General features: G+C 66.3%; 21 protein-coding genes and 1 tRNA gene. 14 read left to right on the top strand and 8 right to left on the bottom strand.

Annotated elements, in window-relative coordinates:
• Nucleotides 1-60 precede the first annotated feature (60 nt).
• From AC4ELH_RS07725 to AC4ELH_RS07700, 6 genes are all read left to right on the top strand, one after another.
• Nucleotides 61-1,233 carry a peptidase MATCAP family protein gene (locus AC4ELH_RS07725; RefSeq protein WP_498883753.1) on the top strand — a complete coding sequence of 391 codons (1,173 nt, stop codon included), beginning with the start codon at nt 61-63 and terminating at the stop codon, nt 1,231-1,233.
• Entirely contained in the window at nt 1,230-2,222 is a 993-nt protein-coding gene (locus AC4ELH_RS07720; RefSeq protein WP_448446274.1) for an ATP-grasp domain-containing protein, read from the top strand. The genes AC4ELH_RS07725 and AC4ELH_RS07720 overlap by 4 nt, the downstream gene beginning before the upstream one ends.
• Nucleotides 2,223-2,264: 42 nt before the next feature.
• Nucleotides 2,265-2,633 carry a hypothetical protein gene (locus tag AC4ELH_RS07715; RefSeq protein WP_064885890.1) on the top strand — a complete coding sequence of 123 codons (369 nt, stop codon included), beginning with the start codon at nt 2,265-2,267 and terminating at the stop codon, nt 2,631-2,633.
• A gap of 13 nt (nt 2,634-2,646) precedes the next feature.
• Nucleotides 2,647-3,528, top strand: coding sequence for a tRNA glutamyl-Q(34) synthetase GluQRS (gene gluQRS / locus AC4ELH_RS07710; protein WP_448446272.1), 882 nt, complete (start codon nt 2,647-2,649; stop codon nt 3,526-3,528).
• Between the two features lie 95 nt (nt 3,529-3,623).
• Complete coding sequence (locus AC4ELH_RS07705) at nt 3,624-5,042, top strand: ABC transporter permease subunit (protein ID WP_498884099.1); 1,419 nt, start codon at nt 3,624-3,626, stop codon at nt 5,040-5,042.
• Nucleotides 5,039-5,803: an amino acid ABC transporter ATP-binding protein gene (locus AC4ELH_RS07700; RefSeq protein WP_448446270.1), complete on the top strand. Its 765-nt coding sequence runs from the start codon at nt 5,039-5,041 to the stop codon at nt 5,801-5,803. The genes AC4ELH_RS07705 and AC4ELH_RS07700 overlap by 4 nt, the downstream gene beginning before the upstream one ends.
• A gap of 60 nt (nt 5,804-5,863) precedes the next feature.
• On the opposite strand, the gene AC4ELH_RS07695 is transcribed toward AC4ELH_RS07700, so the two are convergent.
• The 3 genes from AC4ELH_RS07695 to AC4ELH_RS07685 form a co-directional block, all read right to left on the bottom strand.
• The gene (locus AC4ELH_RS07695) at nt 5,864-6,460 is read right to left on the bottom strand and encodes a TetR/AcrR family transcriptional regulator (RefSeq protein WP_498883751.1); all 597 of its coding nucleotides are present in this window, start codon (nt 6,458-6,460) and stop codon (nt 5,864-5,866) included.
• A complete protein-coding gene (gene hpnE, locus AC4ELH_RS07690; RefSeq protein WP_498883749.1) occupies nt 6,457-7,806 on the bottom strand; it encodes a hydroxysqualene dehydroxylase HpnE in 1,350 nt (449 codons plus the stop codon). The genes AC4ELH_RS07695 and hpnE overlap by 4 nt, the downstream gene beginning before the upstream one ends.
• A 61-nt stretch (nt 7,807-7,867) precedes the next feature.
• Nucleotides 7,868-9,181 carry an acetyl-CoA hydrolase/transferase family protein gene (locus tag AC4ELH_RS07685; RefSeq protein ID WP_064957300.1) on the bottom strand — a complete coding sequence of 438 codons (1,314 nt, stop codon included), beginning with the start codon at nt 9,179-9,181 and terminating at the stop codon, nt 7,868-7,870.
• A gap of 73 nt (nt 9,182-9,254) precedes the next feature.
• Here AC4ELH_RS07685 and AC4ELH_RS07680 point away from each other — a divergent pair, with 73 nt between their 5' ends.
• Entirely contained in the window at nt 9,255-10,478 is a 1,224-nt protein-coding gene (locus AC4ELH_RS07680; protein WP_498883747.1) for an MFS transporter, read from the top strand.
• Here AC4ELH_RS07680 and tgt read toward each other — a convergent pair.
• On the bottom strand, nt 10,471-11,715 hold the full coding sequence (gene tgt / locus AC4ELH_RS07675) for a tRNA guanosine(34) transglycosylase Tgt (RefSeq protein ID WP_448446262.1): 1,245 nt from the start codon (nt 11,713-11,715) through the stop codon (nt 10,471-10,473). The two genes, AC4ELH_RS07680 and tgt, sit on opposite strands and share 8 nt — an antisense overlap.
• 66 nt (nt 11,716-11,781) lie before the next feature.
• Here tgt and AC4ELH_RS07670 point away from each other — a divergent pair, with 66 nt between their 5' ends.
• On the top strand, nt 11,782-12,231 hold the full coding sequence (locus AC4ELH_RS07670) for a lipoprotein LpqH (RefSeq protein WP_064885798.1): 450 nt from the start codon (nt 11,782-11,784) through the stop codon (nt 12,229-12,231).
• Here AC4ELH_RS07670 and AC4ELH_RS07665 read toward each other — a convergent pair.
• The gene (locus tag AC4ELH_RS07665) at nt 12,218-13,126 is read right to left on the bottom strand and encodes a haloalkane dehalogenase (RefSeq protein ID WP_448446259.1); all 909 of its coding nucleotides are present in this window, start codon (nt 13,124-13,126) and stop codon (nt 12,218-12,220) included. The genes AC4ELH_RS07670 and AC4ELH_RS07665 overlap by 14 nt on opposite strands.
• A 138-nt stretch (nt 13,127-13,264) precedes the next feature.
• Here AC4ELH_RS07665 and AC4ELH_RS07660 point away from each other — a divergent pair, with 138 nt between their 5' ends.
• The 3 genes from AC4ELH_RS07660 (at nt 13,265) to AC4ELH_RS07650 (ending at nt 16,983) form a co-directional block, all read left to right on the top strand.
• Nucleotides 13,265-13,765, top strand: coding sequence for a lipoprotein LpqH (locus AC4ELH_RS07660; RefSeq protein ID WP_064885896.1), 501 nt, complete (start codon nt 13,265-13,267; stop codon nt 13,763-13,765).
• A 107-nt stretch (nt 13,766-13,872) separates the two neighbouring features.
• Nucleotides 13,873-15,186 (top strand): PE-PPE domain-containing protein, encoded by a 1,314-nt coding sequence (locus tag AC4ELH_RS07655; RefSeq protein WP_448446257.1) that lies wholly within the window; start codon nt 13,873-13,875, stop codon nt 15,184-15,186.
• 24 nt (nt 15,187-15,210) lie between these two features.
• Nucleotides 15,211-16,983 carry a penicillin-binding transpeptidase domain-containing protein gene (locus AC4ELH_RS07650; RefSeq protein ID WP_498883745.1) on the top strand — a complete coding sequence of 591 codons (1,773 nt, stop codon included), beginning with the start codon at nt 15,211-15,213 and terminating at the stop codon, nt 16,981-16,983.
• A 26-nt stretch (nt 16,984-17,009) separates the two neighbouring features.
• On the opposite strand, the gene AC4ELH_RS07645 is transcribed toward AC4ELH_RS07650, so the two are convergent.
• Nucleotides 17,010-18,365, bottom strand: coding sequence for a WS/DGAT/MGAT family O-acyltransferase (locus tag AC4ELH_RS07645; RefSeq protein ID WP_448446252.1), 1,356 nt, complete (start codon nt 18,363-18,365; stop codon nt 17,010-17,012).
• Nucleotides 18,366-18,475: 110 nt separating this feature from the next.
• Between AC4ELH_RS07645 and AC4ELH_RS07640 the strand changes: the two genes are divergently transcribed.
• Nucleotides 18,476-18,886: a hypothetical protein gene (locus AC4ELH_RS07640; RefSeq protein ID WP_448446250.1), complete on the top strand. Its 411-nt coding sequence runs from the start codon at nt 18,476-18,478 to the stop codon at nt 18,884-18,886.
• Complete coding sequence (locus tag AC4ELH_RS07635; protein WP_448446248.1) at nt 18,846-20,621, top strand: peroxidase family protein; 1,776 nt, start codon at nt 18,846-18,848, stop codon at nt 20,619-20,621. Before AC4ELH_RS07640 ends, AC4ELH_RS07635 begins: the two co-directional genes overlap by 41 nt.
• A 16-nt stretch (nt 20,622-20,637) precedes the next feature.
• Here AC4ELH_RS07635 and AC4ELH_RS07630 read toward each other — a convergent pair whose 3' ends face one another.
• Entirely contained in the window at nt 20,638-21,195 is a 558-nt protein-coding gene (locus AC4ELH_RS07630) for a TetR/AcrR family transcriptional regulator (RefSeq protein WP_448446246.1), read from the bottom strand.
• 107 nt (nt 21,196-21,302) lie between these two features.
• Between AC4ELH_RS07630 and AC4ELH_RS07625 the strand changes: the two genes are divergently transcribed.
• Entirely contained in the window at nt 21,303-22,169 is an 867-nt protein-coding gene (locus AC4ELH_RS07625; protein WP_498883741.1) for an SAM-dependent methyltransferase, read from the top strand.
• Between the two features lie 139 nt (nt 22,170-22,308).
• Here AC4ELH_RS07625 and AC4ELH_RS07620 read toward each other — a convergent pair.
• A tRNA-Ser gene (locus tag AC4ELH_RS07620) sits at nt 22,309-22,399 on the bottom strand.
• Nucleotides 22,400-22,416: the final 17 nt, after the last annotated feature.

Raw genomic sequence — 22,416 nt, 5'->3', positions numbered from 1 at the left:
GTTAGCGGGCACACTTCGAACAACGGATTGACCACGTCGACAATTGGGTATCGATAGCAAGTGGGTCGAACTTCGCCCCTTGCGCAGGAATCCTTAGACGTCGATGCGCGTCTGACGGAGATCGAGCGCGAACTCAACCTCCTGCTCTACGTCACTCCGGCCAATGGAGCCGAGGCGTGGCGGGATTTCGCGCGCTCGGGGTTCGAGTCATCACCCGTCCTGGAGTCGAGACCGCTGAACTTCGACCCGGATCTGGTCAAGCGCGACCTGTACGACGTCGAGATCGAGCGAGTGGAGAACCCTGCGCTCAACTCTCTCTTCCGCGGAAAACGCGACGAGATCGCCCGGCAGATCACGTTGCTCGAGGACCGAGGCACATCGCGGTTCAGGTATGGCGCGCTGCAACTCTATGGAGATCCGGGCCACTCGCTGTGCGCAACGGCCCGCTCACTGCTCGATCTCATCGACCCGCAACCGATCAGCCCGACCAGCGTCACCGCCATGGAATTCGCGGAGGCGGCACGCGCGGAGCTGGAGTCGGCTTACCCGGATTTTCCCGTAGCGGTCGAGGTGCGCGACGACGTCGCCGATCTGATGGTGTCGTTCGGCCGGCTCTACATCCCTGCCACCGCCGTCTTCCGCAAGGATCGAGTGCAGCCACTGATCCAGCACGAGGTCGGGACCCACGTGCTGACCTATCGCAACGGCGAGGCGCAGCCGTTGGGCCTGCTGGCCGTCGGGCTGCCGTCTTACGAGGAGACGCAGGAAGGTCTGGCGGTGCTGGCCGAGTACGTCGTTGGGGGGCTCGATCCCCGGCGCATACGCGTGCTCGCCGCGCGGGTCGTTGCCGCATCGATGATGTTGGCCCACGCGGAGTTCGTCGAGATCTTCAATCACCTGACCGACGCCCATGGCTTCGCGCCGCGCACCGCGTGGTCGGTGACGAGCCGCGCAACATTCGGCGGAGGTTCGACCAAGGACATCATCTATCTGCGCGGTATCGAACGAGTCCTCGGGTACTTCGCCGAAGGACGCAGCATCGAACCCCTTCTCGCCGGCAAGCTCGCCCTCGACCATGCGCCGCTCGTGGAGGAGTTGATCCAGCAAGGGGTTCTCGAACCGCCGCGAGCGCGCCCACGCTGGCTGTCCGCGCCCGGGGCGCAAGTGCGGATCGACCGTATGCGCGGCGGCATGGGCCCCGCAGACCTACTTGAAATGGATGTGGCCGCATGAGGATTGCATTTCTGGTCAATCGCGCGGAGACCGAGGTCGACGAGTACGCGACCACCCGCCTCGCGAAGGCGGCTGCCCTGATGGGCCACGAGGTCTGGTACGTCGGGCTGAGCGACGTCAGTATCGGCGAGCCCGACGGTCAGATCGGGGCGCACGCACGTCCCGGCATCGCCCGGGGTGAGGACACGCTGACCTCGTTCGTCGATCGCATGAAGGAGAGTTCGCCCGAGCGCATACGCATGGACGAGCTCGACGCCGTGTTTCTGAGGAACGACTCGGTCGAGGATCGGCAGGATCGGCCGTGGGCCAGCAGCTTGGGTTCCATGTTCGGTCAGCTGCTCGTGGCGCACGGCGTCACCGTGGTCAACGACCCCGCGGTGCTCATGCGTGCGGCGTTGAAGGTATACCTCGACGAGTTTCCGGCGCAGATCCGCCAGCGATCCCTGGTGACGCAAAACGTGAACGACGTCCGGAGCTTCATCTCGTCCGTGGGACGCTCCATCATCAAACCGCTGTGCGGCGCGCAGGGCCGCAACGTGTTCATGATCGTCAGCGATGACGAGCCCAACTTGAATCAGATGATGGAGTCTGTGCTGGAAGACGGCTACATCTACGCCCAGGGATACGTCGAGGGCGCCGAGGACGGCGACATGCGGATCTTCCTGCTCGACGGAGAGCTCATCGAGGTCGACGGGCATCCCGCCGCTTTCCGGCGGGTGCCAGAGGGGAACGACCCGCGAGCCAACATCTGCAAGGGCGGCACAGTTCAACCCGAAGAGGTCACCGACAAGCAGCGCGCGGTGATCGAGACGATGAAGGACAAACTCGCGCAAGATGGGATGTTCTTCGTCGGCATCGACATGATCGGCGACAAAGTCATCGAGATCAACGCCGAGAGTCCGGGCGGCCTGCAGGCGATGGAGCATCTGTACGGAGTCGACATCTGCCCGGCCGTGATCGAAGCACTGGAGCGCCGGAGTAGGGCGTGAGTGGCGGGTTTACCGGGCGCCCGGTTCGGGCACGCCAACAGCATGTCTGTAACCGCATTTCAGGATCTGCCACTGGCTGACCGGGACCGGGAGTGGGACGGCGATGCTGCCGACAAACGGGTCCGCAAGTGGGCCGGTGCGGAGGACGAACCCAACGAGAAGTACCGCGACGCGCACGTCTGGTACGACAAGGACGCGAAGGACAACTTCACCGGCTACAAGCTGCTGATCGCCGACGTGGTCGGCGGCAAACTGGAGGTAGTACCTCGCGGGGTGATGGCTGCCGGCGGGATCATGGACGGCGCGCGCGGCGGCGTCGACCTCCCGAAGGACGACATCGACCGGGTGAAAAGCCACCTCGCGAAGTACTACGAGAAGATGGGCGAGACAGCGCCCTGGGACCGCGATTAGCTAGATTGCGGGCGTGAGCCCAACCCCCGCCGGGCGGTTCGCGCCGAGCCCGTCGGCCGACCTGCACATCGGCAACCTACGCACCGCGGTGCTGGCCTGGTTGTTCGCCCGGTCCACCGGGCGCCGGTTCCTGCTGCGCGTCGAGGATCTCGACGACCGCACTTTTCCCGAGATCGGACACCGTCAGGTGGCTGACCTGGCCGCGATCGGGCTGACCTGGGACGAGCCGGTGCAATGGCAGACGGGCCACCAGGAACGCTACGACGCGGTGGTCGGCGACCTGTTCGAGCGTGGGCTGCTGTACGAATGCTATTGCAGCCGAAGGGATATCGCCCAAGCCCCGCGAGCCCCGCACGCCCCTGAAGGCGCCTATCCGGGCACCTGCCGAGACCTGACCGACGCCGAACGCGCGCAGCGCCGCGCCGAGACCGGACGCCCACCTGCGCTGCGGCTGCGCACGGACACCTTCGTCGGCACCGTCACCGACCTGCTGCACGGCAGCTACACCGGCATCATCGACGATTTCGTGGTGCGACGCGGCGACGGAGTCCCCGCCTACAACCTGGCCGTCGTGGTCGACGACGCCGCCGGAGGCATCGACCAGGTGGTGCGCGGCGACGACCTGCTGAGTTCGTCTCCGCGGCAGGCCTACCTGGCGCGGCTACTGGGGTGCCCGGAGCCGGTCTACGCCCATGTCCCGCTGGTGCTCAACGAGGACGGCGCCCGGCTGGCCAAACGCGACGGAGCGGTCACCCTGGCCGAGATCGGCGTCGAGCGGGCGCTGGAGCAGATCAGCGCGTCGCTGGGGTGGCCTGCGCTCGACGTGGTCGGCATGCTGGACCGGTTCGACCCGGCCGCTCTGCCGCGGCATCCGTGGATATATCGGCCGGGCTGAGCAGAAGCCTGCCGAACAGGGCGTGCCCCTGTTAGCGTCCGGCCGTGCGCTCCCGACGAATTCCGCTACTGGGCCTCCTGCTGATCGTCACGGCGATGCTGGCGGCATGCGGGGGGACTACCGGCAATACGGATGAACCGCTGAAATCGGCCGGTGTGCTGCGCGTGGGCACCGAAGGTGTGTACTCCCCGTTCAGCTACCACGACACCGCCACGAACCAACTCGTCGGCTACGACGTCGACGTCGCCCGCGCGGTCGGCGACAAACTCGGCGTCAGAGTCGAATTCGTCGAAACACCATGGGATTCGATCTTCGCCGCGCTCGAGGCCAACCGGTTCGACGTGGTGGCCAACGAGGTCACGATCACGCCGGAACGCCAGGCCAAATACGACCTGTCCCAGCCGTACTCGATCGGCGAGGGCGTCATCGTCACCCGCGCCGACGACAACTCCATCAAGAGCCTCACGGACCTGAAGGGCAAGGTCGCTGCCGAGAACGCCACCAGCAACTGGTCGGAGATCGCCCGTAAGGCCGGGGCCCGGGTGGAAGCGGTCGAAGGGTTCACCCAGGCCATCAAGCTGCTCAACCAGGGTCGGGTCGATGTCGTGGTCAACGACAGCATCGCGGTCTACGCGTATCTGGCCGAGACGAACGACAAGTCGGTGAAGATCGCGGGCAATGTCGGGGAGAAGAGCGAACAGGGCTTCGCGGCCCGCAAGGACAGCGGTTTGCTGCCCGAACTCAACACCGCACTCGACGAGTTACGGGCCGACGGCACGCTGGCCGCCATCTCGCAGAAATACCTCAAGGCCAACGCATCCGGGGCGCCTGCGGAAGGTGCCCCGGCTCCACGTTCCACCTGGCAGCTGATCGCCGACAACTTGTGGCCGCTGGCGAAAGCGGCTCTGACGATGACCATTCCGTTGACGATCATCAGCTTCATCATCGGTCTGGTGATCGCGTTGGCGGTGGCGCTGGCCCGGCTGTCGCCGAATGTGGTGCTGAGCAACATCGCCCGGTTCTACATCTCGATCATCCGCGGCACCCCGCTGCTGGTGCAGCTGTTCATCGTGTTCTTCGCGCTGCCCGAGTTCGGGGTGAAGATCGATCCGTTCCCCGCCGCGGTGATCGCCTTCAGCCTCAACGTCGGCGGCTATGCGGCCGAGATCATCCGCTCCGCGATCCAGAGCATCCCTAAGGGGCAATGGGAGGCCGCCGAGACGATCGGGCTGAACTACACCGGCACGCTGCGACGCATCATCCTGCCCCAGGCCGCCCGGGTGGCGGTCCCGCCGTTGTCCAACACCTTGATCTCGCTGGTCAAGGACACCTCATTGGCGTCGACGATTCTGGTCACCGAACTGCTGCGGCAGGCCCAGATCATCGCGGCGCCCACGTTCGAGTTCTTCGCCCTGTACGGCACAGCCGCGATCTACTACTGGGTGATCTGCCTGGTGCTGTCGTTCGGCCAGAGTCGTCTGGAACGCCGACTGGAAAGGCACGTTGCGCGATGACCACAGAACGCGAAGACCGGATCGTCGCGACCGATGTGCACAAGGCGTTCGGCGACTTCCAGGTACTCAAGGGTGTGTCGTTCACCGTGCCGCGCGGCACTGCGACCACCGTCATCGGTCCGTCGGGTTCCGGTAAGACCACGCTGTTGCGCACGCTGAACGCCCTCGATGTCGCGGACTCCGGGGTGATCCGGGTCGGCGACACCGAACTCGACTTCTCCGAGCCGGTACCCAAGGACCAGCTGCGCCGCTACCGGGCGCAGAGCGGCTTTGTGTTCCAGTCCCACAACCTGTTTCCGCACAAGAGCGTCCTCCAGAACGTCACCGAGGGCCCGTTGATCGTGCAGAAACGCCCGCGTGAGGAGGTGCTGGCCGAGGCCACCGAACTGCTGGGCCAGGTGGGGCTGGCCGACCAGCGCGACAAGTACCCGTATCAGCTCTCGGGTGGCCAGCAGCAGCGCGTCGGCATAGCCCGGGCGCTGGCTTTGAAACCGAAGGTGGTCTTGTTCGACGAGCCGACCTCGGCACTGGACCCGGAACTGGTCGGTGAGGTGCTCGCGGTGATCCGCGACCTGGCCGTCGAAGGTTGGACGCTGGTGATCGTCACCCACGAAATCCAGTTCGCCCGGCAGGTTTCCGATCAGGTGCTGTTCACCGACCGCGGCGTGATCCTGGAGCAGGGCCCGCCCGCCGCGGTGATCGGCGATCCCAAGGAAGAACGCACCCGCCAGTTCCTGCAGCGGATCCTCAACCCGCTGTAGTTGTCCCAGCACCTGCGATTCCCCTCGCGAGCAGACGCGGAGGTACCCATTTTCGCCCGGTCAGGGGTGCGTTCGCGTCTGCTCGGCAGAGATGGTGACGGCCCACCCGACCAGCGAACGGAGGTGGGTCAGAACTTCCTCGTCGGGATGTTCGCGCGGGTCCTCCAGATGCAGTCGCGCGAGTTCCTCCACGGCGGACAACAGGATTCGTACGGTTGTGCCGTCCGGATCGATGTCCACGCCCGCGGCGACCGACAGTGGGCGGGCCGCGACCTTCCTGGCGTACCGGCGGCCCAGCTCGATGCGCTCGCGCACCTGCGGCGGTGCACCGTCCGGGGGCCGCAAGATGATGCGCCAGCTCGTCGGCGCCGCATGCAGGTAGGCCAGGATGCCTTTGCCGAGTTGCTCGGGATCGAGGTCGGGCCGGTCCACGGTGCTGATTCCCGCGAACGCGATCGCCGACTCGCGGTCCAGCAGAGCGGTGATCAGACCGGCAAGATCGGTGAACTGTTGGTAGACAACGGTTCTGGTTACACCCGACCGGCCGGCAACCTGCTCGATGGTCAATGCGGGGTAACCGCCCTCGGCCACGAGGTCACGCGCGACGTCGAGCAGCTGCACCCTGCGCTCGGCACCGCTGAGCCGCCGCCGGGTCATTGTCGGAGTTCCAGTAGCAGGTCGACGGCCTTGGCGGCGCTCTGCACGGCGCTCTCCATGGTCGCCGACCAGTCCGTCGCAGTCCAGTCACCCGCCAGCACCAGTGAGGGCACCGAGGTCTTCTGCGGCGGCCGCAGCGCATCCGTGCCCACCACCTGGGAGAACGTGGCCTTGGGCATCTTGACCACCTGCGCCTGAACCACTTTCGCGCCGCCCGCCGCCGGGTAGTAACGACGCAGCAGCGCCATCTGCTCGTCGACGATCTCGTCGTTGCTCTTGTGGATCTGCTCGTAGGCACCGCTGGTGGTCAGGCAGTACAGCCAGGCGCGGTCGGTGCTGCGGCCGTGCATGATCTGGCGGTCGAAGACCTCGTCGATCACCCCGGTGCCGCCGATGAGCCCCTCGAATGCGGACTCGGTGCCCAACGGCCCGTCCAGGTAGAGGTTGGTACTGACGATCGGCGTGTAGCCCAGTTTGTCGGCAGCGGCATAGATTTCGGGATGTTCGGGCAGATCGTCGAGCAGCCCGCCGATGTTCGAGTTCGGTACCGCGCAGACCACAGCGTCGGCGGGGATCTGGGTGCCGTCGGCGAGCAGCACCGCGGTGACGGCGCTGTTCTCGATCACGATCTTTCGGGCCACGGCGCGGTACCGCACATCGACACCACGCTCCTCGAACACTTTCAGCGCCCCGGAGATGTAGAGCGTGTCGAGATCCACTGTGGGGTAACCGATGGTGACGGGGGTGCGGTGTTTGACGCCAAGCCGGAAGCCGGTCGCCATCACGTTGGCGAACACCTTGGCGGATTCGCGGGCGACAGGCTCGGCGGCGATCCCGAGGGCCAGCCAGTCCCACAAGGCTTCTCGCGCCGGGGCCGGCATGCCGACCCGCTCGAACCACTGCTCGGTACTCAGATCCGCCAGGTCGGCCGGTTGATGCAGGGCCTGCCAACCCAACCGCAGCGTCGCGCGGGCTGCCCGCAGGCGGTCGGCCCAGCTCGCGTCGGGGTGAACCCCGAACAGGGTCCAGATCGCGCCTGCGCCCGTGGTCTGCATGGTGACCTTGCGCCCGTCGGGCCAACGCAGCGTGGACGATTTCGGGAAGGCGATGTGCTCCCGGGTGCCCACGCTCGTCAGATAGCGGTAGAGATGCTGATAGCCGCTGGCGATCACGTGCTGGCCGTTGTCCGGGATGTCGTCGACCGTCTCGGCCCGCATCGCATGGGTGCGCCCACCGAGTTGGCCTCGACGCTCCAGCAGGGTGACGCTCTTGCCCGCTTCGCTCAGCCACACCGCGGCGGCCAGCCCGGCCAGCCCGCCGCCGATCACCACGTAGCGTTCGCCCATGTCGCAGCCCCTTCGTCGACTAACTTGCAAATTGTAAGTTAGGGGCCAGGCCGCGTGGGTGCTATTGGACGGGCGAGCGTCCTTGCGCGGCACGATGCGCAGCGGCCAGCAGCGCGTCGCGGAACTGCGGGTGGGCGATCGCGGCCAACGCCTCGCCGCGCTCACGGACCGTCCGGCCCTCCAACTCGGCTGCGCCGTACTCGGTGACGATTACATCCACCTGATGCCGGGGCGTCGTGATCACGGCACCGGGGCCGAACCACGGCACGATCCGCGACTGCAGCACTCCGTCCTTCTCGAACGTCGAGGGCAGACAGATCAACGAGCGGTCCGACAGCTCAAGCCCGACTCCGGCCACGAAATCCTCGGCGCCGCCGATCCCGCTGAACTGATCGCCCGCGATGGTGTCAGCGACCACCTGGCCGTGGATGTCGACCCCGAGCGCGCCGTTGATCGTGATCATGTCGTTGTTCGCACCGATCACCTCGGGCGCGTTGACGATCTCGACGGGGAGGAACGCGACATCGGAATTGCCGTCGAGCCAGGCGTAGAGCTCGGACGAGCCGAACGCGAACGTCGTCACGCTGACACCGTCATAGAGTCCCTTGCCTGCGTTGGTGACCTTGCCGGCCCGGTGCAACTGCATGCAGCCGTCGGTGAACATCTCGCTGTGCAGCCCGTAGTCTCCCCCGTCTCCCTCGGCGAGCAGCGCGGCGATCTGGCTGGGAATGGAGCCGATGCCGGTCTGCAGGGTCGCGCCGGACGGGATGTAGGCGACCGCGTGCCTCGCGATCGCCCTGTCGACGTCGGAGGGCGACGCCGGGGGAAGCGCGAGCGGTGTGTCGGTCGAGTGCACGAGGACGTCGATCTCGTCGACGTGCAGCGCATGTCGATATCCGTCGAGCCCGAATGTCCGCGGATAGGCGTCGGACGCCTCGACGACGAGCAACCGTTGCGGATCGGCACCGGCGCGGCGTAATTCACCCACCGTGGCACCGGCATGCAGCGACAGGGAGCACCAGCCATGCTCGTCGGGCGCGGCCGCCACGGTCGTCATCACGCGCGGTGCCTGACGCTCGAGCAGCGGAGCGAACCGACGGAAATCCGCGGGGGCGAATTCCACGTCGGCGCCCATGTCCCGCAACATCCGCTCGAAGGGACCGAAGAAGCCGGACAGGTAACGGACACCGGAGCGGTTGAACAGTTCGGTCCCGACTCCGAGCAGTGCGCCGTAGACACGCAGGTCGGTCCAATCCGTGCGCTCTCCGAGTGCACGGAGGAACGCGGGCGGCTGGCCGGGCCCCAGCGGGATCCCGAGCGTGTCGGCGGTCGCCAGACGCGTGGCGGCCTGTTCGGCGGTGAGCTCTTCCGGCATGGCGCCACTCTCCCACACCGCATGGTCCGATTTCCGCCAGCACGCTGACCTGGGCGCCCATAGCGTCAGCGGCATGACATCGCAGCCCCAGATGACCCGAATCACCGTGTGGTTCATGGCGATTGCCGCCGCACTCGGTACTGCCGCGATCTATCCGCTCCAACCGGCGGTGTCCGATGTGGCCGACAGTCTTGACATCTCGGTTGCCCACGTCGGTGTCGCGCTGGCGTGCGGCCCGGTCGGCTATCTGTTGGGGCTCGCCCTGCTGGTACCGCTCGTCGACCGGTTTCCACCGAAGTACGTCCTCGCCGCACAGTTCGGCGCCTTGGCCGCAGCCTTGGCCGCCAACGCCGCCTGCGGCACGATGTGGTTGCTGGCGCTCACCATCATGCTGATCGGTGCCTGTTCCACGGTCGGTGCGCAGTTGAGTTCGATCACCGCGCGCTTCGTCCCGGAGGGGCGCCGGGCCACCGCACTGGGCATTGTCACGGCGGGCATTTCGGCCGGGATCATCGGGGGCCGCATCGCCGGCGGCTGGCTGACCGACGTATCGGGATGGCGCGGCGCTCTGCTCGTGTTCGCCCTCGCATCGGCCGTCACCGCAGTTGTCGCCGTACGGACCTTGCCTGCCACCGCCGGTTCCACCGCGAGCGGCATCATGGAGACGCTTCGCGGCCTGCCCGCTCTCTACCTGCGATTCCCGACGTTGCGCATGGCCGCGGTACGCGGCGCGCTCTGGTTCTTCGCGTTCTGCGCGGTGTGGGCCGGGCTCGCTGTTGCGCTGGCACAACCGCCGTATTCGTACACAGCCGAACGGATCGGCCTGTACGCGCTCGCCGGCCTCCTGGGCATCCTCGCAACGCGCATCGCCGGCACGTGGACCGATCGCGTGGGTCCACGTCGAGTGATGTTGGTCGGCCTGGTCGTCGCGGCCCTCGGCGCGATCAGCCTCGCTGTGTGCCTGTCGAACACGGCGGCCACGATCATCGGTCTGGCCGTGTTCGACGCCGGGCTCTTCGCGGCTCAAGTTGCCAATCAGAGCACGGTTTTGGCGATCGACGCCGCCGCACCCGCGCGCTTCAACAGCGCCTACATGGTGGTGTACTTCGTGGGCGGCAGCCTGGGCACCGCCTTCGGCGCGGCCGCGGTCGGGTGGATGGGATGGCCTGCGACCGCAGCCGTAACTGCCGGGGCAATCGTTGTCGCGCTATTGCTCGGCGCCACCGACCGTCACGCCAGAGTGGCTCCCGTCGCCGAATGCCACGCCAGCGTGACAAAGTGCGGGCGGGTCAGTTGACGGGCACCCCGTAGTACCGCCCCAACACATGCGACCGGAGCTCATCGAATTCGCCGGCCAGGATCGATGCCCGGATCTGATCGACCAGCCGGATCACGAACCGCTCGTTGTGGATCGTGCACAGCGTCGCCGACAGCATTTCCTTGGCCTTGAACAGGTGCCGGATGTAGGCGCGGGAGTAATTGGCGCAGGTGTAGCAATCGCATTCGGCATCGATCGGGGTGAAATCCCGCTTGTACCGCGCCCCGGTGATGTTGAAGCGGCCGGTCGCCGAGTACACCGCCGCATTGCGCGCCACCCGTGACGGCGACACACAGTCGAAGGTGTCCGCTCCGGCGGCCACGGCGTCGAACAGGTCATCGGGCTCACTGATGCCAAGCAGGTGCCGGGGCTTGTCCGCGGGCAGTTCACTGCTGACCCAGCCGACGATGGTGGCCAGATTCTGCTTCTCGAGCGCGCCGCCGATGCCGTAGCCGTCGAAGCTCAGTCCCTCGGCGGGCCCGGCCTCCTGCCCGATCGAGGCCAGCCCGCTCGCGGCCTGCCGGCGCAGATCCTGGTACTGCGCGCCCTGCACCACCCCGAACAACGCCTGCCGCGGCCGCTCCGGTGACAGCGCCTGCAGCCGGTGATGCTCGGCCAGGCACCGCACCGCCCACTCATGGGTGCGCTGCACCGAGCTTTCCTGGTAGGCGCGGGTGTTGACGAGCGTGGTGAGCTCGTCGAACGCGAAGATGATGTCGGCGCCGAGCTTGTTCTGGATGCCGATCGAGATTTCCGGGGTGAACCGGTGCTTCGAACCGTCCAGATGCGAGCGGAAGGTGACCCCGTCGTCGTCGACGTGAGCCAACCGTTCTTTGCCCTTGGCGATGATGTCGTCGGCCTGCAGCCGCTCGGTATCCATCGCCAGGACCTTCTTGAACCCGACACCCAGCGACATCACCTGGAAGCCGCCGCTGTCGGTGAAGGTCGGTCCGGGCCAGTTCATGAACGCCCCGAGCCCGCCGGCCTCGGCCACGACATCCGGGCCCGGTTGCAGGTAGAGGTGGTAGGCGTTGGCCAGGATCGCTTGGGCACCAAGCTGTTTCATGGTCTCGGGAAGCACCGATTTGACGGTGGCCGCGGTGCCGACCGCGATGAACGCCGGAGTCTGGATATCGCCGTGCGGCGTGTGGATTATCCCGACCCGACCAAGTCGGCCGGGCAACTCGGCCTCCACGGTGAAATACGGCTGGTCCACACCTGGTATTCAACCGGATGCGCGTCCGATTTCCGTCACGGGGGCGCACGCGGCCATACTGCGGACGTGAATTTGGTCATGCGCCGCCCCATTGTCATTGCCACCGGATTTGCTGTGTGTCTGGCTGCAGTCGCCGGATGCTCGTCGCAGGAATCGGGTTCATCAGGAAAGTCCGGCCAGGGGCGGGTGACCTTCGGTCCCAACGACGCCGGCCCCGTGACCAGCGTCAGCTGCGAGACCAAGGACGGGCTGACCACGATCGGCGTCAAGGGCAAGATGCCGGCCTCCGTGGCGCTGACCGACGGCGAGGCCCCCGTGGTGCAGTCGGTGAACATCGGCGACGTCAACGGCGAGGGGGCTTCGCTGACCTACCTGTCCGGCCTGTCGGGCGCACCGGTCGTGGCCGCACGCGACGGCAAGGCCTACACGATCACCGGCACCGGCATGGGCATCGACCCCAACCAGCCGGGCGAACCGGTGGACATGCCGTTCGACATCGCGATCACCTGCCCCTGAGGAAGGTCACGATCGCCCCGGCAAGTTCCTCGCCGGCATCCTCCTGCAGGAAATGACCCGCGTTCGCGATCGTCGGATGATCGACGCCCTGTGCGCCCCGCATGTCCCGTTGGAAGATGGGCGCCATGGCTCCGGTGATCGGGTCGCCGTCGCTGAACGCCACCAGCATCGGGGTTTCGCTGGCCGTCAACGCTTTCCAAGCTGACCGGTTGGCGGCCGCGGCCGGGTCGTCGGGTGCGGTGGGAACAAGACCGGGCATAGCGCGCGGACCCGCGCAAAAGGTGTCGTCGGGGAACGGCGCGTCGTACGCCGCCCGGACCTCGTCGCTGACCGGGCGACGGCATCCGGCCTCCACGAATCTGCCGACATCGATGGTCGGCAGATTCTGGATGGCCTTGCGGAACTGCCACCAGATTTCCGGCATGGGAATGTCGCCGCTGGGCAGCCCGGTGTTGGCAACGACGATGTTGGCGAACCGGTCGGGATTCTCAGCCGCCAGTCGCAGCCCGATCAGGCCACCCCAGTCCTGACCGACCAGGGTCACCCGCCGCAGGTCCAAGACATCGCAGACCAGCGTCCGCATCCACTCGACGTGCCGGGCATAGGTGTGATCCTCGATGCGCGTGGGTTTGTCCGATCTGCCGAAGCCGACCAGATCAGGACAGACGACGCGATGGCCCGCCGCGGCCAGGATCGGGATCATGCGCCGGTAGAGAAACGACCAGGATGGTTCCCCGTGCAACAACAACACCGGGTCGGCTTCCGGTGGGCCGGCCTGCACCCACGCCACCCGCAATCGGCCACCCTCGCTGTCGTCGATCTCGGAATAGACTGGTAGATAAGCAAACTCGGGAAGATTAGCGAACCGGTCATCTGGAGTACGCAACGTCTGCATGACGCTGAACTTACGACCGCCTCGCGTCCGCGGGGAACGATTCTTCCAATCCCATGCCCATGACCTGCATCAACCCCAATACTTCTGCCTGACAGTCCGCCACTGACGACGGGCTGCACAACCGTGAGGAGAGCAGTGGTGAAGCGTGAGTTCCTGGTTGCCGTCGGCGGCGCCGCGATCGTCATCGCCGGCCTGTCCGGCTGTTCGTCGAGCGACAAGAAAGACACCTCAAGCGAGACGAAGGCCACCGCAACGGCGTCGGCAACGGCTTCGGTCGAGGCAGGCGACGCCAAGGCGACCACGGGTGCAGGCACCGCCCGGGTCAGCATCGACGGCAAGGACCACAAGGTCGAGGGCACGGTTGTGTGTGCCACGGTCGCAGGCAATGTCACCTTGACCGTCGGGCAGGGCATGTCCGCGGTCAGCGCCACCCTCGGCGAAGGCGACCAGCCGTCGGTGACCGCAGTGGCACTCGGCAACATCGACGGCGTCAGCCTCGGCTACACGCCCGGCGTACCCGGCGGCAGTGCGGAAGCCACCAAGGATGGCAACAAGTACACGATCAAGGGTGAGGCCACCGGTGTGGATGGAATGAACCCGGTGACCAAGCCTTTCGAGCTGGAAGTCTCCTGCCCGTAGCAATCCACTCACTTTTAGCAAACATCTGGCATAGTGTGGGCCCGGACTGATCCCGGGCCCACGCTCTGTTCTCAGTCGTTTTCAGTTCGGACGACCTGAGGAGCACCGTGGCCGACCAACGTAAGCGCGCACGATCATCGACTGCCGTGGTGGCCGGTGCTACCGCAGGCCTGGCCGCGGTGCTCACCTTCGGACATGTCGCCGACGCGCTGGCGGCCACCCTGCCGGGCGGCAATGCGGTGGTCGGTGTCGGCGGGGCGAAGAACCCGAACAGCGACCGGATCCCGAACAAGTTCCAGGGCAACTACGTGCCGTACGGCGGCGAGTTCGTCGGTACCGACCCAGGCCAGTTCTACGGCGTCAACTACCCGGCCACATTGCCGATCGATGACAGCGTCGCCGAGGGCCGCCAGCCGCTGATCGACACAGTCGCCCAAGCGCGCACCGCGGCCGGCCCCGGCGGGACCGTCTACATCGTCAGTTACTCCGAGGGGACCATCGTCGCCGAGAAGTACAAGCGCGAACTCGATGCCCAAAACAGCCCTGACACCGGCGCGTTGAAGTTCGTGTACATCGCGGCGCCCACGGTTCCCAACGGCGGAATCTATGCCCGCTTCCCGAATATGGGACCGCTCGGGCTCCTCGGATTCACCAGCACCGGCGCAGCCGAACAGTCGCCCTATGACGAAACCTTCATCACCATCGAGTACGACCCGGTCGGCGACTTCCCGGCCTACGCCAATCCACTGGCACTAGCCAATGCCGCGGCCGGGTTCGTCTATCTGCACGGCGACCCGACGCCGGATGCCACCGACCTCAACAATCCCGACGCCGTCATCGTGAAGACCGTCACCACGCCGGGTGGCGGGACAGACACCTACATCCTGGTCAAGACCGAGCACCTGCCCTTGCTGCAGCCCATCCGCGACGTGTCGACGGCGCTGCACACCACGGCATTCACCGAGCCGGTGCTCGGCGCGATCGAGCCCACCCTCAAGCTCGCCGTCGACATGGGCTACACCGATCGCGACTACTCCGATCCCGCCACGCCGACCCGGTTCTCGTTGATCACGCCCCCCAAGCGGATTGCCGAGACCCTGAACCAGGTCCCCGGTGCCTTGCAGCAGGGAGCGGACAACTTCAAGGATGGATTGCCCTCGACGACACCACCTTCGACGGCTCCGGCACCCACCGTCCGTATCGCGGCAAAGGAAGCCCCCAAGGCAGTCGAGACGAATGCCGACGCCGAGACCCCGAAGAGGCCCATCAAGCGCGCACCCGTGCAGCGGCGCGACGAGATGCGAAACACTATGTCGGATGTGGCGAAGAACGTCAGGGACTCTTTCAAGCCCAAGCCCAAGTCCGAGCCCAAGCACCGGGCCAAGCCGCAACAGGCGTCAGACACGGACAAGGCTGCCTAGAGCCCGGGATGTCATGCTGGGGGCATGACTCGACGGCACCGCCCCGCCATCGTCTGGTTCCTGCTACTCGGCCTGTTTCTTCCCGTCGTGGGATGCTCGTCGTCCCCGGACCCGGCTGACCGATTCACCGCATTCGCCGAAGCCCTGCAACGCAAGGACGCTCACGGCGCGGCCGTGCAGACCGATGACCCCGCAGCTGCCGAGCCGGCAATCACCTCGATGTTCAACGGCATGGGCGACGCCGCCTCGGTCAAGGTCAGCGCCGAACCCGATGACCAGACCGGCGCGACCCTGAAGTATCAGTGGTCCTGGGGTGAGGGCCACGACTTCGGCTACGACACCACCGGCACCGCTGCCAAGACCGGCGACGACTGGCTGATCACCTGGACCCCGACGCTGTTGCACCGAGATCTGCGGGACGGCTTGCGCTTTCAGTACAGCACCGACAGTGACCTGCAGACCCCGGTGCTCGACCGGACCGGCCAGCCATTGATGACCTGGCAGACCGTTGGCGTCGTGTCGCTGGACCGCGCCCACGTCGGTTCCGCCGCGCCGCTTGCCGCGCTGTTGAACCGCTTCGATGCCACTACGACCGCGGAATCCATCGGCGCGCAGTTCACGTCGAACACCGACGACCGCGTGACGGTGATGAAACTGCGCGAAGACGACCTCGCCCAGGTGCGCGACCAGCTGGCCCAGATTCCGGGGGTCACCGTGGCCGAGCAGGGTGACTTGCTGACTGCCGACCGCCAGCTGTCTTCGCCGGCCATCGGCGGGCTCACCGAGCTGTGGCACGACCGGATCACCAAAGCCGCCGGATGGTCGGTCTATCTGGTCGACGCCGAGGGCGCGGCCGCGCAGCGGCTCACCGCGCAACCGCCCGCACCGACCGACCCGATGCGCACCACGATGGACCTGCGGCTGCAACTGCTCGCCCAACAGGCCGTCGACCAGGAGACGCGTCCCGCGGTGCTGGTCGCGTTGTCGGGCAAGACGGGCGGGATTCTGGCTGCCGCACAGAACACGGCGGCGGATCCCCAAGGCGCCATTGCCTTTTCCGGGCTCTACCCGCCGGGGTCGACGTTCAAGACCATCACCACCGCAGCCGCGCTGGAAGCGAACCTGGCCACCCCGGACAGCCCGGTGGCATGCCCCGGTCGGTTGACGATCGAGAACCGCACCATTCCCAACGACGATGACTTCGACCTGGGAACCGTGCCTTTGGCGTCGGCGTTCTCCCACTCGTGCAACACCAGCATGGCGGCACTGTCGGAGAAGTTGCCCGCCGATGCGCTCACCAAGACGGCGCGCGCGTTCGGTATCGGGGTGGACTTCACCATTCCGGGGCTCACCACTGTTACGGGCCGCGTTCCCAACGCCGACACGGCCGCCCAGCGGGTGGAGAACGGTATCGGCCAGGGCACGGTGACCGTCAGCCCGTTCGGTCTCGCCGTCGCCGAGGCGAGCTTGGCGCACGGCTCGACAGTCCTGCCCAGCCTGGTCGACGGTGAGAAGGTGACCGCCGATACGCCCTCCGAAACGCTGCCGGCCGGGGTCACCGCAGCGCTGCGGGACATGATGCGCAAGACCGTCGCCGAGGGCACCGCCAGCCAGTTGAGCGATATCCCGGATCTCGGTGGCAAGACCGGTACGGCGGAATTCGGCGACAACACGCACTCGCACGGGTGGTTCGCCGGGATCGCCGGTGACATCGCGTTCGCGACGCTGGTGGTGGGCGGGGACTCCTCGACGCCCGCGGTCAAGATCTCGGGAGATTTCCTGCGGTCCGCGGGCTGATCGACGCGGAGGATGTGAGCATGGCGTCAGGCGCCCGACGCCACCTCCAGCGCCTTGAGCGAGTCCTCCAGATGGCTGAGCATCCGCTGCAGGTGCGGCACACTGCGCCGGCATCCGACCAGCCCGAAATCCAGGTTGTCGGCATTGTTGGCCAAGGTGATGTTCATCGCCTGCCCGTCCAGCGCGATCGACAGTGGATAGTTGCCGTCAAGCCGAGCGCCCTTCCAGTACAAGGGATGTCGCGGCCCGGGCACGTTGGAGATGACCAGGTTGAACGGCGGTGCCGTGGCCTTGACGAATCCGGGAACCGCAGCCAGGCCCAGCGGGGCGATCATCAGCGCCGACAGCGCCAGGGCCTGGACTCTCGGCAGTTCGGAGAACACCTTCTTGTTGCCCCGCATCGACTCCCCGACGACATTCAGCCGCTCGGCGGGGTCATCCACATCGGTACCCAGATTGCACAGGACCGTGCCGACCATGTTGCCGCCGGCGTCGGCCTCGTGTTCGGCGCGCAGACTCACCGGCACCATCGCGATCAACGATTGGTCCGGCAGCGCGTCCTGTTCCACCAGATAGGCACGTAGCGCTCCGGCGCACACCGTGAGCACCACATCGTTGACTGTGAACCCGGCGGCCCGCGAGATCCGCTGGAACCGCTCCAGCGGCCAGGACTGGGCCGCGACCCGGCGGGCTCCGCCGATCTTGACGTTGAACATGGTCTTGGGAGCCGCGAACGGCAGGGTGAGTTGCTGTTCGAGCAGCGCCGAACGGGCCAGCTTGACCGTCGACGGCGCCAGGCCCGCGGCCGAGCCGACGGTATCGGCGACCGTTCGCAGCACCGACGAACTCTGCTTCTCCCGCTTGCGGCGCGGCAGCGACCACGGCACCCGCACCTCGGTGTCATCCGGATCCTGCGACAGGGTGCGCATCAACAGCTTCAGCGCCGACACCCCGTCGATCAACGAATGGTGCATCTTGGTGTAGACCGCGAACCTGCCGTCGGCGAGTCCCTCGATCAGGTGCGCCTCCCACAGCGGACGGTGCCGGTCGAGCAGGCCGCCGTGCAGACGGGAGGTCAACTCCAGCAGATCCCGAACGCGGCCCGGGGTCGGCAGCGCCGACCGGCGCAGGTGGTAGTCCATGTCGACGTCGTTGTCGTAGGTCCAGCCGACGTTGGCGATGCCGCCGAGGATGGTCGCCGGGTGTTTGCGGAACACCGGCTGAATGTCGGTCTGGGCCACCATCTCCTCGTGCAATTCGCGCACGAAGTCACTGCCCGCGCCGGCCGGAGGTTCGTAGAGCGCGAGGCCACCGACATGGAACGGGTGCTCCCGCGTCTCAGCGATCAGGAACATCGAATCGGTCGGCGACATCAGATCCATGGACACATTCAACGCCGTTGCGACGAGCTCTGACGAAGACCGGGCGAATCAGGCGAAACAAGTAGCCGACTACTCATGCACCGGCCGCGGCGAACGCCCAAGATCTAGACATGCTGAGCCCGACAGCAGCACGGACCGCGCTGGCGGTGATCCGGATCCTCAATGGCGCGACCGCCCTTGCGGCGCCCGAAAGACTTCTCACCCGCCTCGGCGTCGACACCGCACGCGATCGTTCGGCCGGCTATCCGTTCCGGATGTTCGGCATCAGGACCGTGCTGATCGGGCTGGATCTGCTCGTCCTGCGGGGCAGCGAACTTCGTCGGGCCGAGAACCTCGCCGTCCTGATCCACGCCACCGACACCCTGTCGGCCGCCGTCACCACAGCGCGCGGCGATCTGCCGCGCCGCCACGGCGTGACGGCCACAGTCATCTCCGCCATCAACACCGCTCTCGCCGTCATCGCCTGGAAAGGATCCCGTCATGCCATCGCTTCTCACGAGGTTGTTTCTCAAAACCACTGAGCTGGTCGACCGGCGGATCGGCTGGGACAAGCTGCCCCCGATCGTCGGCATCTCGGTGCTGGTCGGGATCCGCGATGCCCTGCGCGAGCACAACCTGTACGACACCTACCAGGGCAAGCCACCGGAGGCGCCGCCGCTGGCCCCGACCGAATACCTGACCAACCGGACGGCCAACGGCGCCTACAACGACCTCTCGGCGCCGTCGATGGGCATGGCCAACACCCGGTTCGGGCGCAACGTGCCCCTGGCCGAGGGCCGGGCCGAGACGCTGCCGCAGCTGATGGATCCCAATCCCCGACTGATCAGCACCAAACTGTTGCAGCGCCGCGAATTCAAGCCGGCCACCACACTCAACGTGCTCGCCGGGGCGTGGTTGCAGTTCGAGACCCGGGACTGGTTCAGCCACGGTACCGACGCCAATCGGATGCTCGAGATCCCCCGCCCCAACGGGGACGACGAATGGCCCGAGGACACCATCAAGGTCCCCGCCACGGCCGTCGACCCCACGGCCGCGCCGGGCGGTTCGACCTTTGTCAACACCGAAACCCACTGGTGGGATGCCTCGCAGATCTACGGCAGCAACCAGGATTTCCAGAAGGCCATCCGTAGCGGCAAGGGCGGCAAGGTGCGCATCGACGCCGACGGGTTCATCGACATCGACCCGGCCCTCATCGGCGCTTCCGGTGGCGCGGACGGCTGGTGGCTGGGCATGGAGCTGATGGGCACGATATTCATGCGTGAGCACAACGCCATCTGTGACCGGCTCAAGGCGGCATATCCGAACTGGGACGACGACCAACTGTTCAACAAGGCACGACTCATCAACGCCGCGCTGATCGCCAAGATCCACACCATCGAATGGACCCCGGCGATCCTGGGGCATCCGACCCTGCAGATCGGGATGCGGGCCAACTGGTTCGGCCTAGCCGGTGAGCGGGTCAAGGAGTTGTTCGGCCGGATCGGGTCCAGCGATGTGGTCAGCGGTATCCCGGGCTCGACCACCGACCACCACACCGCCCCGTATTCGATTACCGAGGACTTCGTCACCGTCTACCGGATGCACCCCCTGGTGCCCGATGACTATGAATTCCTCAGCCTGACAACCGGAGTCGAGCCACGCCAACTCACCTTCGGCGAGATCCACGGCGGGGCGAACTCCCGCGGTGTCCTCAAGAGCATGGGTGTGGCCGAGTGCCTGTACTCCCTGGGCGTCGCCCATCCCGGCGCGGTCACCCTGCACAACAGCCCGAATTTCATGCGGAACTTCCAGCGCACCGACGAACACACACTCGACATGATCGCCACCGACATCCTGCGCTCCCGGGAACGAGGAGTCCCGCGCTACAACGACTTCCGCCGTGCATTGCGACTGAACCCGGTGACCAGCTTCGACCAGATCAGCGGCGGCGACGCTTCCACCGCCGCTGTGATGGCCGAGATCTACGGCGGCGACATCGAGAAGGTGGACACCACCGTCGGCATGTTCGGCGAGAAACTGCCAGAGGGATTCGGGTTCAGCGACACCGCATTCCGGATCTTCGTGCTGATGGCCACCCGTCGCCTCAAGAGCGACCGGTTCTACACCGTGGACTTCACGCCGCGCGTCTACACCCCCGAGGGCATGGACTGGATCGACCACAACGACATGACCTCGGTGTTGCTGCGGCACTATCCCGAGCTCGAGCCGTCACTGCGCGGGCAGCGCAACGCCTTCGCGCCGTGGGCGCGGATCTAGTTGGGACATCGGGCCGCTAGAAGGTGCGCTCGTAAATGTCCGCGGCGATCGCGATGGCCGTGTCGTTGCACTGCTCATCGGTGAGCGGCAGGTCACCCATCATTGCCACGCTCCAGGAGATGGTCAGCAGGGCCTGGCGGGCGTGATACACCGCGACGGGATCGTGGGCGGGGGCAGTCATGGCGTCGGAAACGGTGCGGAACTGGTAGCGCAGGTCGGCGCCGACCCCGAGCCGATTGAACGCCGCATAATTCTCGTGCATGAACCGCGTCATGGCCCGGCCGGTGCCGTGCAGAACCGTGCCGTACCGTCGCAGGACCTCGAGTCCGGTTTCCCTGCCCGCAGGTTGATCGGCAGCCCAGCTCAGGATCTCGTCCACACCCGTACGCAAATCGTCGGCAAGGCTCACCACGATGTCCTCTTTTGCCGGGAAGTGGTAGTAGACAGCGGCCTTCGTGATCCCGAGACTTTCGGCAATCTGACGGATCGAGGTGTGGTCGTAGCCGTGGGCCGAGAACAGCTCAAGGGCCACGGCGCGGATCTTGTCGCGGGTGTCGGTCCGTCGACCTGCCATCCAGCCCCTCCCATTACTTGACGCCCGGTAAGGGATGAGCTTAGCGTGGCCGGATCCATTACTTACCTGCCGTCAAGTAATGAATGTGACGCATCGAGGGGGAATCCATGCACGGTTCAGAGCTGCCCACAACACTGACCGGCCCACCACTCACCGCCGTCGGGGTCGCGGTGATCCGAGCCCGGGAATCCGAACGGGATGACCGCCTCTATGCCGATCCTTACGCCGCCCGCTTCGTCGCGGCAGCACAGCAGGCATATCTCGCCCCGGACGCGCCCGAGGGTGCCGCCGAAACCTGGGCGACCGTGTTGCGATTGGCCGCGGTGATGTACGAATCCCGCACAGTCGGTGTCCGCCTGGTCGACGACGCCTTGACCCAAGCGGCCGATGCCGGGCGCACCCAGATCGTGTTGATCGGCGCCGGGCTGGACACCCACGCGTTCCGGCTGACCTGGCCCGGGTCCGTGCACCTGTTCGAGGTCGATCTACCCCAGCTCTTCGCCTTCAAGGAACCGACCCTGCGCGACGCCGTCGCGACCTGCGAGCGCCACGTCATCGAGGCCGACCTGTCCGACGGCGACTGGGCAGAATCCCTGGTGACCAACGGGTTTGATCCCGCCATCCCGACGCATTGGGTCGACCATGCCCTGATGACACTGCCGAGGGCCTCGGCTCGCGCCGGGGTCGAGGCGATCACGCGACTGTCCACGCCCGGCAGCCGGTACGAATTCCCGACCATGGGTAGCCAGAGCTTCAACACCACACTGAAGTCGGTGGACGGCGCCGCAGACCTGTATCGCGGCACGTCCAATGTCGATCGGGGCCTCGGTGACGACGCCCGGCACTGGATCGAAAGCCTGGGGTGGTCAACGTCTTTCACCAGCTTCGCCGAACTGGCCGCACGCTATCCCCGCAAGGTCGGTTCAGACGCCGGCAGCGGAACCGTCACCGCCACCCGGTTGGAAACCCTGTGACGAACGTGCAGGTTGTTGTCGCAATTTCGCCATCAGCGACAGAAAGGCTGCACGCTCGACACAGCGCCCAGGCGAGTGATCTGCGTCGCGCGTTGATCGCAAAAAATCCCGCTACCTGCGAGAACAGGTGCGGGATTTATGGCGGTGGCGGAGGGATTTGAACCCTCGGACGGGGGTTACCCGTCACACGCTTTCGAGGCGTGCTCCTTAGGCCGCTCGGACACGCCACCGTGTGGCAGCTTACCGG

Source organism: Mycobacterium shunyiense (assembly GCF_058270075.1).
This window is presented reverse-complemented; position numbering and strand designations above follow the sequence as displayed.